This window comes from Pseudonocardia sp. C8, from assembly GCF_014267175.1.
In the GTDB taxonomy this organism is placed as follows: domain Bacteria; phylum Actinomycetota; class Actinomycetes; order Mycobacteriales; family Pseudonocardiaceae; genus Pseudonocardia.
On sequence record NZ_JACMTR010000002.1, the window covers coordinates 2,195,084 to 2,209,144 of the forward strand.

Below are 14,061 nucleotides of genomic sequence, written 5' to 3' on the forward strand. Positions count from 1 at the left end.
ACTGTTACAGAAGGAATCAGACACAGTCACAGCTACACGCACCACAACCGGTGAGCGTTGCTGCAGCAGCGCCGACCCGGACCGACCAGCCAGAGAAATCCATCGGAGCACCCCACTACATGTCCACCGACACCACCGCCGCCCCGACCACGCCGCAGGTCGCTATCAACGACATCGGGTCGGAGGAGGACTTCCTCGCCGCCATCGACCAGACGATCAAGTACTTCAACGATGGCGACATCGTCGAGGGCACCATCGTCAAGGTCGACCGTGACGAGGTCCTGCTCGACATCGGCTACAAGACCGAGGGCGTCATCCCCTCGCGGGAGCTGTCGATCAAGCACGATGTCGACCCCGCCGAGGTCGTCGAGGTCGGCGAGTTCGTCGAGGCCCTCGTCCTCCAGAAGGAGGACAAGGAAGGCCGCCTGATCCTGTCCAAGAAGCGCGCGCAGTACGAGCGCGCCTGGGGCACGATCGAGGCCCTCAAGGAGGCCGACGAGCCGGTCGAGGGCACCGTCATCGAGGTCGTCAAGGGCGGCCTCATCCTGGACATCGGGCTCCGCGGCTTCCTGCCCGCCTCGCTGGTCGAGATGCGCCGGGTGCGCGACCTGCAGCCGTACGTCGGCCGCAAGATCGAGGCCAAGATCATCGAGCTGGACAAGAACCGCAACAACGTGGTCCTGTCCCGCCGTGCCTGGCTGGAGCAGACCCAGTCCGAGGTCCGCAGCGAGTTCCTCAACCAGCTGCAGCGCGGCCAGGTCCGCAAGGGCGTCGTCTCGTCGGTGGTCAACTTCGGTGCGTTCGTCGACCTGGGCGGGGTCGACGGCCTGGTGCACGTCTCCGAGCTCTCCTGGAAGCACATCGACCACCCGAGCGAGGTCGTCGAGGTCGGCCAGGAGGTCACCGTCGAGGTGCTCGACGTCGATCTCGACCGCGAGCGGGTCTCCCTGTCGCTGAAGGCGACCCAGGAGGACCCGTGGCGGCTGTACGCCCGGACCCACGCGATCGGCCAGATCGTGCCGGGCAAGGTCACCAAGCTGGTGCCGTTCGGCGCGTTCGTCCGCGTCGAGGAGGGCATCGAGGGCCTGGTCCACATCTCCGAGCTGGCCGAGCGCCACGTCGAGATCCCGGAGCAGGTCGTCCAGGTCGGCGACGACTGCATGGTCAAGGTCATCGACATCGACCTCGACCGGCGCCGCATCTCGCTGTCGCTGAAGCAGGCCAACGAGGGCATGACGGTCGACACCGAGTTCGACCCGACCCGCTACGGCATGGCCGCCGAGTACGACGACCAGGGGAACTACATCTACCCCGAGGGCTTCGACGTCGAGACCGGCGACTGGAAGGAAGGGTACGAGGAGGCCCGCGCCGCCTGGGAGAAGCAGTACGCCGAGGCGCACGCCCGCTACGAGCAGCACATCGCCCAGCTCCGCAAGGCCGCCGAGGCCGAGGCGGAGGGTGGCGACGAGGCCGCGCCGGCAAACTACTCCTCCGGTGGCGACACCGAGGAGCGCGCCAGCACCGGCGGCGGGCAGGCCGAGTCGGGTGGCTCGCTCGCCAGCGACGAGCAGCTGGCCGCGCTGCGGGAGAAGCTCTCCGGCGGGGCCTGATCGCCCCTCCCGGTCCGCGACGGACCGGATGGTCGGACCGCACCGAGCCCCGGTGACCCATGTGGCCGCCGGGGCTCGGCGCTGTTCGGGGGCGGGGATACGGCCGGATGAACGGCAGCCGTTCGCCGGGTGTCGTCGCCCGGCGTGTCGGCCCGAACGCGCCGCGTAGAGATCACGTTTCGGCACCGGTCCGTGGCGCCCCGGGCGCCCGCCATGAGTCGATCTTGTATCGCGCCTAGATTGGAAGCATGGCCGGCCCCGTCCGCCGGACGCGATCCGGCACGTCCCTGCACCCATCCCTGCGTACCCGTCGACGGTGGGTGGCGCTGCTCGCCGGCCTCTCCCTGGGGGCCGGCGTCCTGGCCGGTTGCGCCACCGCGTCCGGTGACCCCGGGATCGCCGTGCCGACCTTCCCGGAGGAGTCCGGTGGCCCCGCCCCCGGCGCCGAGCCGATCCCGATCAAGCTGCCGGACGACTGCAAGGTGCTGATGGATCCCGAGCAGGCCGGAGCGCTGTTCGGGCAGGTGCTCGGCTCGGTGTCGGTCCAGACCGTGCGCGGGGTGCCGGAGCCGGCGGTGAACCGCACCGAGCGGACCGCCTGCACCTACCGTGTGAGCGGGCCGGACCAGGCGTTCGGCGGCGGCGGTGCCCGCAACAGCGGCCCGGTGCTCTACCAGCTCAACATCGGACGGTACGGCGACGCCGCGTCGGCGACCCGGCAGTGGCAGCTGAACACGAACGCCGAGCGGGCCGACGCGATCGCCTCGCGCGACATCATGGTCGGGAGCGTGCCCGGCGTGCTCGTCGAGCGGCCGGACGAGTCGATGCTGGCGCTGGTCTACGGCGTCGACACGCTGACGTTCATCCTGCCGGTCGCCGCGCCCGGGCAGAACCGTTCCGCCGCGGAGACGCTGCCGGACCTGGCCCAGCGGATCATTCCCGCGCTGACCCCGACCCAGCCGCCCAGCACGCCGCCGCCCGCCCCGCCCGCCCCGCCGCAGGCACCGGGCAGCGCACCGGCCGCGACCCCGGTCCCCGGTGCGCCGGCGCTGCAGGCCGGGCGCGGGTCCGCGGCGGATCCGCCGGACGCGACCTGACCGGCTCCGGTCACCCGGGCGGCGCACCGATACGGTGATCATGTGCTGCGGACAGGGCTGACCGGAGGAATCGGGGCGGGCAAGTCGACGGTCGCCCGCCGGCTCGTCGAGCGGGGCGCCGTGCTGGTCGACTCCGACCGGCTCGCCCGCGAGGTCGTCGCCGCGGGAACCGAGGGCCTCGCCGCCATCACCGAGGCGTTCGGCGCCGGCGTCCTCGGCCCGGACGGCGAGCTCGACCGGCCCGCACTGGCGTCCGTCGTGTTCGGCGACCCGGCGGCCCGCCGCACCCTGGACGGCATCGTGCACCCGCTGGTGCGCGCCCGCTCGGACGAGCTGGTCGCCGCCGCTCCGCCGGACGCGATCGTCGTGCAGGACGTCCCGCTGCTGGTCGAGGGTGGCATGGCGGCCGCGTTCCCGCTGGTCGTGGTGGTCGGGGTGGACGCCGAGGAACGGGTCCGGCGGCTGGTCGCGGCGCGCGGGATGGCCGAGCCCGACGCGCGCGCCCGGATCGCCGCGCAGGCCACCGACGCGCAGCGCCGCGCCGCCGCCGACGTCTGGCTCGACAACTCCGGCGACGAGGAGACGACCCGGCGCCGGGCCGACGCGCTCTGGGACGAGCGGCTCGTCCCGTTCGAGGAGAACCTGCGGCGCGCCCTGCCGGTTCCGGAGGGCCCGCCCCGGCTCGTCGACCCGGACCCGGACTGGCCCGGGCAGGCCCGCCGGCTCGCCGACCGGGTGGCGGCCGCGGCCGGGTCGCACGGCCGGGGGGTCGAGCACGTCGGGTCCACCGCGGTGCCCGGGCTGGTCGCCCGCGACGTCGTCGACCTGCAGCTGGCGGTCGAGTCCCGCTCGGACGCGAACCGGGTGGCCGGGGGGCTCGCGGCGGCCGGGTTCCCCGCCGATCCGGACCTGCCCGCCGACCTCCCCGCCGACCTCTCCGCCGACCGGGACGCGGGGCCGGTCGGCGCCGGGACGGTGCGCGTGCACCGGTCGGCCGACCCCGGCCGGCCCGCCGTGGTCGTGGTCCGGGTGCACGGCTCCCCGGCCTGGCGGCACGCGCTGGGTCTCCGGGAGCGGCTCCGCGCGGACGGGCGGGCCCGGGACGCGTACGCCGAGCGCAAACACGCCGCCGCGGCGCTCTACGCCGACGATCCGGACCCCCGTCGCTACGCAGCGCACACGGCGGCCTGGCGTGGCGATCCGGACGAGTGAGTTGCGCCGGTGGTGTGACGCGAACCGTGACATCTGCGTGAAGGGCAACCCGTTTCCGTAACGGTTCTCGCTCGTTGGCCGATCAGGCGGGTGCAGAGCGCCGACGCTCGGAGTCCGCCGAGGTACGGGCGGGTTCCCCGCCGATCGCCCCGGCTCGGGCCGATCGGACGGTGAACCCGGGTACGGCGACGAGAGGACACGGGGTTGAGCACGGTGGCGCAGCGATACGGCGCGGACGGCGAGTTCGCCGAGCCCGGTCGCGTGCCTGGCGTCCCCCATCCGGCGTACTACGGGGGCGGCCGGCACGCCCGTGACGACGATGGCATCGATCACGGGGGCTGGACCGGTGCGGCCGAGGAGCCGCCGCCGACGGACGAACCGCCGCCGATCAGCGGGGCGCTGGTCCAGCAGCACCGCACGCTGCCGCACGGCGAGCTGCGCGCGGACTTCGGCGCGCACCTGGAGACCCACTACCCGCGCCTGGTCGCGCAGCTGTACGCGATCACCCTGAACCCGCAGGAGGCGCACGACGCCGTGCAGGACGCGTACTCGCGTGCCTGGCGGCGCTGGAACGACCTGCGCGACCTTGACGAGGACCCGGTCCACGGCCACGAGGACCCGGCCGTCGGCTGGGTCCGCCGGGTCGCCATCCGGACCTCGATGCGCGGCCGGTTCCTGCGGCGCCGCCGCCGTCCGGCCGCGGAGGACACCGACCCGCGCACGGGCGCGCTGCTCGAGGCGCTGGGCCGGCTCGGCCCGGCCGACCGGCGCGCGGTCGTGCTGCACCACATGGCCGGGCTGCCCGCCGCCGCGGTCGCCGAGCTGGAGGGCGTCGGAGAGCAGGAGATCCGGCGTCGACTGGTCCGGGGCCGGGAGGTCGTCACGGAGGGCATGGCCGAGGTGCTGGAGGAGATCGTCGGGGCGCCGGTCGAGGCGGCTCCGTACGTGGACGGCGGCCACACCCGCGTCGTCGAGGGGGGACGGGCATGAACGGGTACGGCGACATCGACCGCGAGTTCCACCGGCTGGACGACGTGCTCGCCGCGGCCGTCCCGCTGCCGCCCGTCGACGACGTCATCGCCCGCGCCGCCGGGGCCCGGCGCGCGACCTCCGCGGCGGCCGCCGCCGTGCTGACGGTCGGCACGCTCGGCGGGATCACCGCGGTCGCGACCGCGGCCGCGCCCGACGGCACGTTCGTCGGTCCGCCGTTCGCGATCGCCTCGCCGGTGACCGCATCGCCGCCCCCGGAGCGGATCGACCCCGGGGCACCGACCCCGGCGCCCGGCGGCGACGCGCTCCCGCCGGCCTTCGACCCGGCCACGGCGGCGAACCCCGGGGGAGCGCCGGCCGCGGACGGAGCGCCTTCCCCGGACGGCACCGACCCGGGCGGGGTGGCCCCGGGCGCGCCGGCTCCGGCCGCGCCGCCGCCCGCGCCCGACGGTGGGGGAGCGCCGCCTCCTCCGCCGCCCCCGGCGCCGGCTCCGCCTCCTGCGCCGCCGACCGATCCCGGTGGTGGCGACGAGGGGTCGGAGGACCCGCCTCCGCCGTCGCCGACGCCCAGCTCGCCGCCGCCGTCCGACGAGCCGGATCCGACGACCCCGCCGTCGACGTCGAACGGCGAGGGCACGCCGGACCCGACGACCAGCTCGTCGGCCGCGCCGACCACCACGTCGGGGAGCAGCACCACGCCGACGACCGGCAGCACGACGTCGAACGGTTCCTCGACCAACGCGGTCGGGCAGGGCCCGGCGCAGCACTCGGCGGTCTGACGCCGAGCGTCGCGCTGCCGCCCCGCCGGCTCGGGGTGGGCGACCCGCGCGCGTCGTGCCGCGCGTCGTCGACGCGGCCGAGCCGGGTCCCCTGCGCGTGCGACACGCTGCCGCCCCGCCGGCAGGCACGCTGCCGCCCAGCCCGCCGGGCGACACGTCGCACGCTGCCGCCCCGCGACGGCACGCTGTCGCCCCGCGACGGCACGCTGCCGCCCCGCGACGGCACGCTGTCGCCCCGCGACGGCACGCTGCCGCCCCGCGACGGCACGCTGCCGCCCCGCGACGGCACGCTGCCGCCCCGCGACGGCACGCTGTCGCCCCGCTGACGGCATGCTGTCGCCCCGCGACGGCACGCTGTCGCCCCGCTGACGGCATGCTGTCGCCCCGCCGGGAGGCATGCAGCCGCCTCGCCGGGAGGCATGCTGCGCGCCGCGGCCCCGCCGACCGGCGCGCGGCGGCCCGCCGGGAGGCATGCCGCGCCTCGACACCGCCGGCGGTTCCTGCCTGGCCCGCGGGGGCTGCCGGGTCGACACCGCCGGCCCGGTCGCGCCGATCGAGCGCCACGTCGCAGCCCGTGCGAGGGGCGCGCGCGAACCTCGCCGGGCGCGGCCGGGGGTCCACCTGCACGTTCCGGCCTCGGACGCGGCGAGATCGTGCACCTCGCCGGGGCGCGGGCTGATCGAGCCGCACCCTCCGGCCCCGGACGGGGCGGGTTCGTGCAGCTCGTCGGAGTCGCCGGGGTCGAGTTGCACGTTCTGGTCTCGGCCGGGGCGAGATCGTGCAGGTCGCCGGGCTCGGCCGGGTCGGGCTGCACGTTTCGGCCCGGGGTGGGGCGACTTTGTGCGCCTGGTCGGGTCCGGCGGGGTCGAGTTGCACGTTCTGGTCTCGGGCGGGGCGGGTTCGTGCGTCTCGCTGGGTTCGGCGGGGTCGAGTTGCACGTTTCGGCCCGGGGTGGGGCGACTTTGTGCGCCTGGTCGGGTCCGGCGGGGTCGAGTTGCACGTTCTGGTCTCGGGCGGGGCGGGTTCGTGCGTCTCGCTGGGTTCGGCGGGGTCGAGTTGCACGTTTCGGCCCGGGGTGGGGCGACTTTGTGCGCCTCGCCGGGTTCGGCCGGGTCGAGCCGCCACGTTCTGGCGCCAGCCGGGGCGGGATCGTGCGTCTCGCCGAGTTCGGCCGGGTCGAGTTGCACGTTCTGGTCTCGGCCGGGGCGAGATCGTGCAGGTCGCCGGGCTCGGCCGGGTCGGGCTGCACGTTTCGGCCGTGCGTGGGGCGGTTTCGTGCGTCTCGCCGGGCTCGGCAAGGTCGAGTTGCACGTTTCGGCCCGGGGTGGGGCGACTTTGTGCGTCTCGCCGGGTTCGGGCGGGTCGAGCCGCCACGTTCTGGCGCCAGCCGGGGCGGGATCGTGCGTCTCGCTGGGTTCGGCGGGGTCGAGTTGCACGTTTCGGCCCGGGGTGGGGCGACTTTGTGCGCCTCGCCGGGTTCGGCCGGGTCGAGCCGCCACGTTCTGGCCCCAGCCGGGGCGCGGTTTCGTGCGTCTCGCCGGTCCCGGCGGGGTCGGGACGCACGTTCCAGCCCTGGGCGGGGCGACATCGTGCAACCCGGTGGGCCGCAGGTCGGCGCGTGCCGCCGGTATCGCGCGCCCTGCGTGCCACGAGCGGGTCGTTCGGGGGAAGGAACGCCACGAGCGGCCCGCTCGTGGGGGGACGAGCGGCGTGCTCAGCCGGCGAGGCCGGCCGGCGGGGCCGGGGACGCGCGCGGCCCCAGGTCGATCCCGTGCGCGGCCAGCCAGGCCTCGTGGTCGTGCCCGTGCCGGGCCAGCCCGTCCAGCACGGCGTGCGAGCGCTCCAGCGCGTACTCGGCGAGTGCCGGCTCCAGCAGCCCCTGGGCGACGGCGGTGACGTACTCGTCCACGTCGATCACCTCGGTGGCCCGCCCGCGGTGCACGACCAGGTCCAGGTAGAGGTCGGTCATCCGGATCCGCCGCCCGTCGCGGGTGAACGACGCGATGTCGAGGTAGGCGTCCTGGTCGCGCTCGTGCCCCGGCCGCCACCGCCAGTCGGAGAGGCAGACGCCCAGCTCCGGGATCACCCACGACTCGATCCACCAGGCGTTCGGCCGGGCGACGATCGGCCGGGACAGGTAGAGCCCCCACTCCTCCTCGCGGAGGGTCTCGATCTCGCGGCGGGTGCCCTTGGTGTCGAACTGGGCGCGGGCGTCGGGGTCGAAGACCTGCGTCTTGGGCGGGTGCACGGCGACCATCCTGCCGGGGCCGGGCGGGGCTGTCAGGGCGCGCGGCGCGAGACTGTCGGAGGTCGCTCGTACCCTGGGGACATGGCTTTCGCGACCGAGGTCCCGGGCAGCGCCGCCGACGCGCACGCGCACCCCGATGCGGGCACGACGCCGACGGACACCCCGCTCGCGCACTCCGAGCACCGTCCGGTCGGCGAGATCGAGCGCCGGGAGGGCCGGTTCCGGGTGGTCAGCGACCACCGGCCGGCCGGTGACCAGCCGACGGCGATCGCCGAGCTGGACCGCCGGCTGCGGGCCGGCGAGCAGGACGTCGTGCTGCTGGGCGCCACCGGCACCGGCAAGTCGGCGACGACGGCGTGGCTGATCGAGCAGCAGCAGCGGCCCACGCTGGTGATGGCGCCGAACAAGACCCTCGCCGCCCAGCTGGCCAACGAGCTGCGGGAGATGCTGCCGCACAACGCCGTCGAGTACTTCGTCTCGTACTACGACTACTACCAGCCCGAGGCCTACATCGCGCAGACCGACACCTACATCGAGAAGGACAGCTCGATCAACGACGACGTCGAGCGGCTCCGGCACTCGGCGACGATGAACCTGCTGTCCCGGCGCGACGTCGTCGTGGTCGCCTCGGTGTCGTGCATCTACGGCCTCGGCACGCCCCAGTCGTACCTGGACCGGTCGGTGCCGCTGAAGGTCGGTGACGAGATCGAGCGGGACCGGCTGCTGCGGCTGCTGGTCGACGTCCAGTACACCCGCAACGACATGTCGTTCACCCGCGGCACGTTCCGGGTCCGCGGAGACACCGTGGAGATCATCCCGGCGTACGAGGAGCTGGCGCTGCGGATCGAGTTCTTCGGCGACGAGATCGAGGCGCTCTACCACCTCAACCCGCTGACCGGCGACACGGTCGAGCAGGTCGACGAGATCCGGATCTTCCCGGCCACGCACTACGTGGCCGGCCCGGACCGCATGGAGCGCGCCGTGCGGGACATCGAGGCCGAGCTGGAGCAGCGGCTCGAGCAGCTGGAGAACCAGGGCAAGCTGCTGGAGGCCCAGCGCCTGCGGATGCGCACCCAGTACGACATCGAGATGATCCGCCAGGTCGGGTTCTGCTCGGGCATCGAGAACTACTCGCGGCACATCGACGGCCGCGGCCCCGGCAGCGCGCCGGCCACCTTGATCGACTACTTCCCGGACGACTTCCTGCTGGTGATCGACGAGTCGCACGTGACCGTGCCGCAGATCGGCGGCATGTTCGAGGGCGACATGTCCCGCAAGCGCAACCTCGTCGAGTACGGCTTCCGGCTGCCGTCCGCGGTGGACAACCGGCCGCTGACCTGGGAGGAGTTCACCGACCGGATCGGGCAGACCGTCTACCTGTCCGCGACCCCCGGCGACTACGAGATGTCCCGCACCGGCGGCGAGTTCGTCGAGCAGGTCATCCGCCCGACCGGCCTGGTCGACCCGGAGATCGTCGTGAAGCCGACCAAGGGCCAGATCGACGACCTGGTGCACGAGATCCGCGGCCGGACCGAGCGCGACGAGCGGGTCCTGGTCACCACGCTGACCAAGAAGATGGCCGAGGACCTCACCGACTACCTGCTCGAGCTGGGGATCAAGGTCCGCTACCTGCACTCCGAGGTCGACACCCTGCGCCGGGTGGAGCTGCTGCGCCAGCTCCGCTCCGGCGAGTACGACGTGCTGGTCGGCATCAACCTGCTCCGCGAGGGCCTCGACCTGCCCGAGGTGTCGCTGGTGGCGATCCTCGACGCGGACAAGGAGGGCTTCCTCCGCTCGGAGCGCTCGCTGATCCAGACGATCGGCCGCGCGGCCCGCAACGTGTCCGGCCAGGTGCACATGTACGCCGACACGATCACCGACTCGATGCGGTACGCCATCGACGAGACCGACCGCCGCCGGGCCAAGCAGATCGCGTACAACACCGAGCACGGGATCGACCCCCAGCCGCTGCGCAAGCGGATCGCCGACATCCTCGACCAGGTCTACCGCGAGGCCGAGGACACCGAGGCCGTCCCGGTCGGCGGGTCCGGGCGCAACGCCTCCCGCGGGAAGCGGGCCGCCGGTGAGGCGGGCCGGGCACCCGCCGCCGGCAGCGCCGGCGTCCCGGCGCGGGACACGGCGGGCATGCCGCGGGCCGAGCTGGCGGACCTGATCCAGCAGATGAACGAGCAGATGCTCGCCGCGGCGCGTGACCTCCAGTTCGAGCTGGCCGCCCGGCTGCGTGACGAGATCGCCGACCTGAAGAAGGAGCTGCGGGGGATGGACGCCGCCGGGGTGAGTTGAGGCGGTTCGCGCGGGATGTCCGGATTTGCACCGGTGGGGTCCCGGTGTCGGCCGGGGCGGCCCGGGGTACCGGCGGGCCTCCCGATACCGTGTGTGCCCGTTCCCACCCGTCCCGGCCGTCCGCGACCGCACCGTCGCACGGCCCGACCCCCGCCCGGCCCGGGCGCGCAGCGGAGGAGCCCCGCGTGACCGTCACCCGCATCACGCCCGATCCGGACGTGCCCGCCGGTCCCGGCGCCGGGGTCGTGCCCCGGCTGCGGTCGCTGGCCGTGGCGTGGACGACGCTCTGGTTCACGGTGCCGCTGCTCGCGGTGTCGCTGTTCTGGTCGTGGATCCGGCTCGGCAACTACGCGCTGGACCTCGACATCTACCGGATCGGCGTGCAGGTGTGGCTGGCAGGCGGGGACATGTACGGCCCGCTGCCGCCCCCGATGAACGGCCCGCTGCTGCCGTTCATCTACCCGCCGTTCGCCGCGCTGGCGATGGTGCCGCTGTCGCTCGTGCCCTACCCGGTCGCCTTCACCCTGCAGTTCGTGGTGTCGACGGTGTCGCTGGCCCTCTGCGTCGCGATCGCGATCCGGGTGGCCTGGCCGGCCGGTGGGTGGCGGTCCCCGCTCGTCCTCGGTGTCCCGGCGCTGGCCGCGGCCCTGCTGATCGAGCCGGTGGCGCAGACGTACGCGTTCGGCCAGATCAACCTGGTGCTGATGGTGCTCGTGCTGGCCGACTGCCTGGCGCCCCGGGCCCGGTGGCCGCGCGGCGTGCTGCTGGGCCTGGCCGCCGCGATCAAGCTGACCCCCGGCGGGTTCATCCTGTTCTTCCTGGTGCGCCGGGACTGGAAGGCGGCCGGTGTCGCCGTCGCCACCGGGGTCGTCGCCACCGGGCTCGGGTTCCTCGCCGACGCCGACTCCTCGGTCCGGTACTGGTTCGTCGGCGGCCCTGCGGCGGACGTCAGCGGCTCGACGTTCTTCTCGAACGAGACCGTGCAGGCGGTGCTGGCCCGCCAGGAGGTCCCGGCGCCGTGGTTCACGGTGCTGTGGCTGGTGATCGTGGGCGTCCTGCTGGCGCTGGCGATCCCGGTGATCCGCCGGACGGAGCCGGTGGTGGCGCTGGCGGCGACCGCGGCCGTGGTCCTCATGGCGACCCCGACCGCGTGGTCGCACCACTGGGTCTGGGTGGTGCCGGCCCTGATCGGGCTCGCCGGGCACGCGCTGCGGTACCGGTCGGCCGTCTGGGGTGGGCTCGCCGCCGCGATCGCCGCGATCTTCTACATCGCGCCGTTCCGCTGGATGCCGAACGTGTGGGGCGTCGAGATGAAGTGGAACCTGTGGGAGCAGGTGCTCGGCGCCAGCTACGTCATCCCGGCCACCGTCGCGCTCGGGCTGGGCTGCTGGTACGTGACCCGGGGGCCGGGCCGGCCCGGTGGGCCGCAGGCGCCCGGCCCGGAGCGGCTGCACGTCGGGGCCTGACCGGAGGGTGCGGCGGACACCCGCACCCCTATGGCGCCGGCCACACCCCGCCTCTAACCTGGGGCCAGGAGGTGCCGGTGGCCGACGACGACGTCCGGGAGCAGGCGAGCATCTGTGCGGTGCGTCCGGGAACCGATCTCGGCCGGCACGCGCGCATGCTGTCCCAGCTGCACGACGCCGTGCTCTCCGGGGACGCTGCCCCGGACCGGGCGCGGCGGCTCATCGCCCGCTCCTGGGACCGGGTCCGCGCCCAGGGCGTGAACCCGGACGCCGGTGACCCGCCCGGCCCGCTCGACGCCGGGCAGGTCGAGCAGCGGCGTAGCACGTCCCCGCTCGTCCCGGTGCTGCCCGCCCTGCGCTCCGCCCTCACTTCGGTCGCCGAGGACGCCCGGCACGTGATGGTCGTGACCGACGCCGACGGCGTGCTGCTGTGGCGGGAGGGGTCCACCGCGGTCCGGCGGCGCGCCGACGGGCTCGGCTTCACCGAGGGCGCCAACTGGTCGGAGTGCTCGGTCGGCACCAACGCCATCGGCACCGCACTCGCCGAGGGCGGCCCGGTGCAGATCTTCTCCGCCGAGCACTTCGTCCGCAGCCACCACCGCTGGACCTGCACGGCGGCCCCGGTGCACGACCCCCGCAGCGGGGAGCTGCTGGGTGTCGTCGACGTGTCCGGGCCCGCCGAGACCATCCACCCGACGACGGTCGCGCTGGTCAACACGGCCGTCCGGCTCGCCGAGGCGGGGCTCTGGCAGCGGCACGAGGCGCGCCTGGAGGCGCTCCGCACGATCGGCGCCCCGATGCTGGCCGGTACGTCCGGGCCCGGCCTCGTCGTGGACGACCACGGCTGGGTCGCCGCCGTCACCGGCCTGCCCGGGGTGGAGCGGGTCGCGGCGCCGTCGGCGGACCGGCTGATCGCGGTACACGGCATCGGCCCGTGCCTGCCGGAGCCCGTCCCGGGCGGCTGGCTGCTGCGGCCTGCCGACTCCGGCTCCTCGCGGATGCGGCTGCGCCTGGACCTCGACGCGCGGCCGCCGCAGGCCGTCGTCGAGGGCAGCTCGCGGTGGGTGCACCCGTTGTCGACCCGGCACGCCGAGGTGCTGGTTCTCCTCGCCCGGGCCGGGACGGCCGGCCTGGACTCCGCCGCGCTGTCCGAGAGCCTCTACGGCGACCGGGCGCACCTGGTCACGGTGCGCGCCGAGATGTCCCGCCTGCGGCGCGGTCTCGGCGGGATCCTGCTGGCCCGGCCGTACCGGATCGCCCCGGAGGTCGAGCTGGACCTCACCGGGCTGCGGGAGAGTCGGGTCGTCCGCGACTCCGCGGCCCCCGGCATCGCCGCGCTCCGCGACTCCTGATCGGCCCGGCCGCGCTCCGCGGCTGCGACCGCGATCGACCGTTCCCGCCGAGCCACCTCCTGAGCGGGACGGTTGCAACCCCACTGCAACGCTGGCCGCGGCCGGTGTCACGGGAGTGAACTCTCGGGGCACGGGCCGGGTCCGTCCCGGCCGTACCGGCCGCCGGCGGGGTCCGGCGCCGCGCCGTCGAGACGAGGGAGCCGACATGGGTGTCGCCGTGGTCACCGGAGCGGGCCGGGGTATCGGGCGCGGGATCGCGCTGCGGCTGGCGCGTGACGGGCACGCGGTCGCCGTCAACGACCTCGACGCCGGTGGTGCGTCCGCCGTAGCCGACGAGATCGGCGCCGCAGGCGGGACCGCGCGGGCCTACCCGGCCGACGTCACCGACCCGGACGCGGTCACCGCGCTGGTGAACCAGGTCGTCGACGACCTCGGCGGCCTGGACGTGATGGTCGCGAACGCGGGGATCGCGCAGGTCAAGCCGTTGCTCGAGGTCACCCCGGACGACCTGCGGAAGATCTTCGAGGTCAACGTGTTCGGCGTCGTCTACTGCCTGCAGGCCGCGGCCCGGGTGATGATCGACCGCGGCACCGGCGGGAAGATCGTGAACGCGGCGTCGATCGCCGGGCACTCCGGGTTCGACCTGCTGGGCCACTACTCGGCGACGAAGTTCGCGGTGCGCGCGCTCACCCAGGCCGCGGCGAAGGAGCTCGCCCCGCACCGGATCACGGTCAACGCGTACTGCCCGGGCATCGTCGGCACCGACATGTGGGACCTGATCGACGAGCAGATGGGTGCCCGCAGCGGCGCGGCGAAGGGGGAGACGCTCGAGGAGTACTCCCAGATGATCCCGCTGGGCAGGGTGCAGACCGCCGACGACGTCGCCGCGTTCGTCTCCTACCTCGCCGGCCCGGACTCGGACTACATGACCGGCCAGTCCGTCATGATCGACGGCGGCATCGTCATGGTGTGACCAGGTTCCGGGCCGGGTGGGTGCGCCCCG

General features: G+C 74.5%; 11 protein-coding genes. 10 read left to right on the top strand and 1 reads right to left on the bottom strand.

The window, feature by feature from the left end:
- The first annotated feature begins 119 nt into the window (after positions 1–119).
- The 6 genes from rpsA (at position 120) to H7X46_RS10945 (ending at position 6,014) form a co-directional block, all read left to right on the top strand.
- Positions 120–1,610, top strand: a complete 1,491-nt coding sequence (gene rpsA / locus H7X46_RS10920; protein WP_186359293.1) for a 30S ribosomal protein S1 — start codon at positions 120–122, stop codon at positions 1,608–1,610.
- A gap of 248 nt (positions 1,611–1,858) precedes the next feature.
- A complete protein-coding gene (locus H7X46_RS10925; protein WP_186359294.1) occupies positions 1,859–2,707 on the top strand; it encodes a hypothetical protein in 849 nt (282 codons plus the stop codon).
- A gap of 42 nt (positions 2,708–2,749) precedes the next feature.
- Positions 2,750–3,919 (top strand): dephospho-CoA kinase, encoded by a 1,170-nt coding sequence (coaE, locus tag H7X46_RS10930; protein ID WP_186359295.1) that lies wholly within the window; start codon positions 2,750–2,752, stop codon positions 3,917–3,919.
- Between the two features lie 213 nt (positions 3,920–4,132).
- Positions 4,133–4,909 (top strand): RNA polymerase sigma factor, encoded by a 777-nt coding sequence (locus H7X46_RS10935; protein ID WP_370589062.1) that lies wholly within the window; start codon positions 4,133–4,135, stop codon positions 4,907–4,909.
- Positions 4,906–5,688 (top strand): hypothetical protein, encoded by a 783-nt coding sequence (locus H7X46_RS10940; RefSeq protein WP_186363000.1) that lies wholly within the window; start codon positions 4,906–4,908, stop codon positions 5,686–5,688. The genes H7X46_RS10935 and H7X46_RS10940 overlap by 4 nt, the downstream gene beginning before the upstream one ends.
- Before the next feature lie 35 nt (positions 5,689–5,723).
- Positions 5,724–6,014 (top strand): hypothetical protein, encoded by a 291-nt coding sequence (locus H7X46_RS10945; RefSeq protein WP_186359297.1) that lies wholly within the window; start codon positions 5,724–5,726, stop codon positions 6,012–6,014.
- A gap of 1,388 nt (positions 6,015–7,402) precedes the next feature.
- Here H7X46_RS10945 and H7X46_RS10950 read toward each other — a convergent pair.
- Complete coding sequence (locus H7X46_RS10950) at positions 7,403–7,945, bottom strand: DUF402 domain-containing protein (protein ID WP_222131268.1); 543 nt, start codon at positions 7,943–7,945, stop codon at positions 7,403–7,405.
- Between the two features lie 72 nt (positions 7,946–8,017).
- Between H7X46_RS10950 and uvrB the strand changes: the two genes are divergently transcribed.
- The 4 genes from uvrB to H7X46_RS10970 all read left to right on the top strand — a co-directional run bounded on the left by uvrB (position 8,018) and on the right by H7X46_RS10970 (position 14,031).
- Positions 8,018–10,240: an excinuclease ABC subunit UvrB gene (gene uvrB / locus H7X46_RS10955; RefSeq protein WP_186359299.1), complete on the top strand. Its 2,223-nt coding sequence runs from the start codon at positions 8,018–8,020 to the stop codon at positions 10,238–10,240.
- 185 nt (positions 10,241–10,425) lie between these two features.
- Positions 10,426–11,706 (top strand): glycosyltransferase family 87 protein, encoded by a 1,281-nt coding sequence (locus H7X46_RS10960; RefSeq protein WP_186359300.1) that lies wholly within the window; start codon positions 10,426–10,428, stop codon positions 11,704–11,706.
- A gap of 77 nt (positions 11,707–11,783) precedes the next feature.
- A complete protein-coding gene (locus H7X46_RS10965; RefSeq protein WP_186359301.1) occupies positions 11,784–13,058 on the top strand; it encodes a GAF domain-containing protein in 1,275 nt (424 codons plus the stop codon).
- 205 nt (positions 13,059–13,263) lie between these two features.
- On the top strand, positions 13,264–14,031 hold the full coding sequence (locus tag H7X46_RS10970) for an acetoin reductase (RefSeq protein WP_186359302.1): 768 nt from the start codon (positions 13,264–13,266) through the stop codon (positions 14,029–14,031).
- Positions 14,032–14,061: the final 30 nt, after the last annotated feature.

Coding starts and splice junctions, on each gene's coding strand:
- H7X46_RS10940 (WP_186363000.1), top strand. CDS start 4,906: ATGAACGGGTACGGCGACATCGACCGCGAGTTCCACCGGCTGGACGAC.
- uvrB (WP_186359299.1), top strand. CDS start 8,018: ATGGCTTTCGCGACCGAGGTCCCGGGCAGCGCCGCCGACGCGCACGCG.
- rpsA (WP_186359293.1), top strand. CDS start 120: ATGTCCACCGACACCACCGCCGCCCCGACCACGCCGCAGGTCGCTATC.
- H7X46_RS10925 (WP_186359294.1), top strand. CDS start 1,859: ATGGCCGGCCCCGTCCGCCGGACGCGATCCGGCACGTCCCTGCACCCA.
- H7X46_RS10950 (WP_222131268.1), bottom strand. CDS start 7,945: ATGGTCGCCGTGCACCCGCCCAAGACGCAGGTCTTCGACCCCGACGCC.
- H7X46_RS10970 (WP_186359302.1), top strand. CDS start 13,264: ATGGGTGTCGCCGTGGTCACCGGAGCGGGCCGGGGTATCGGGCGCGGG.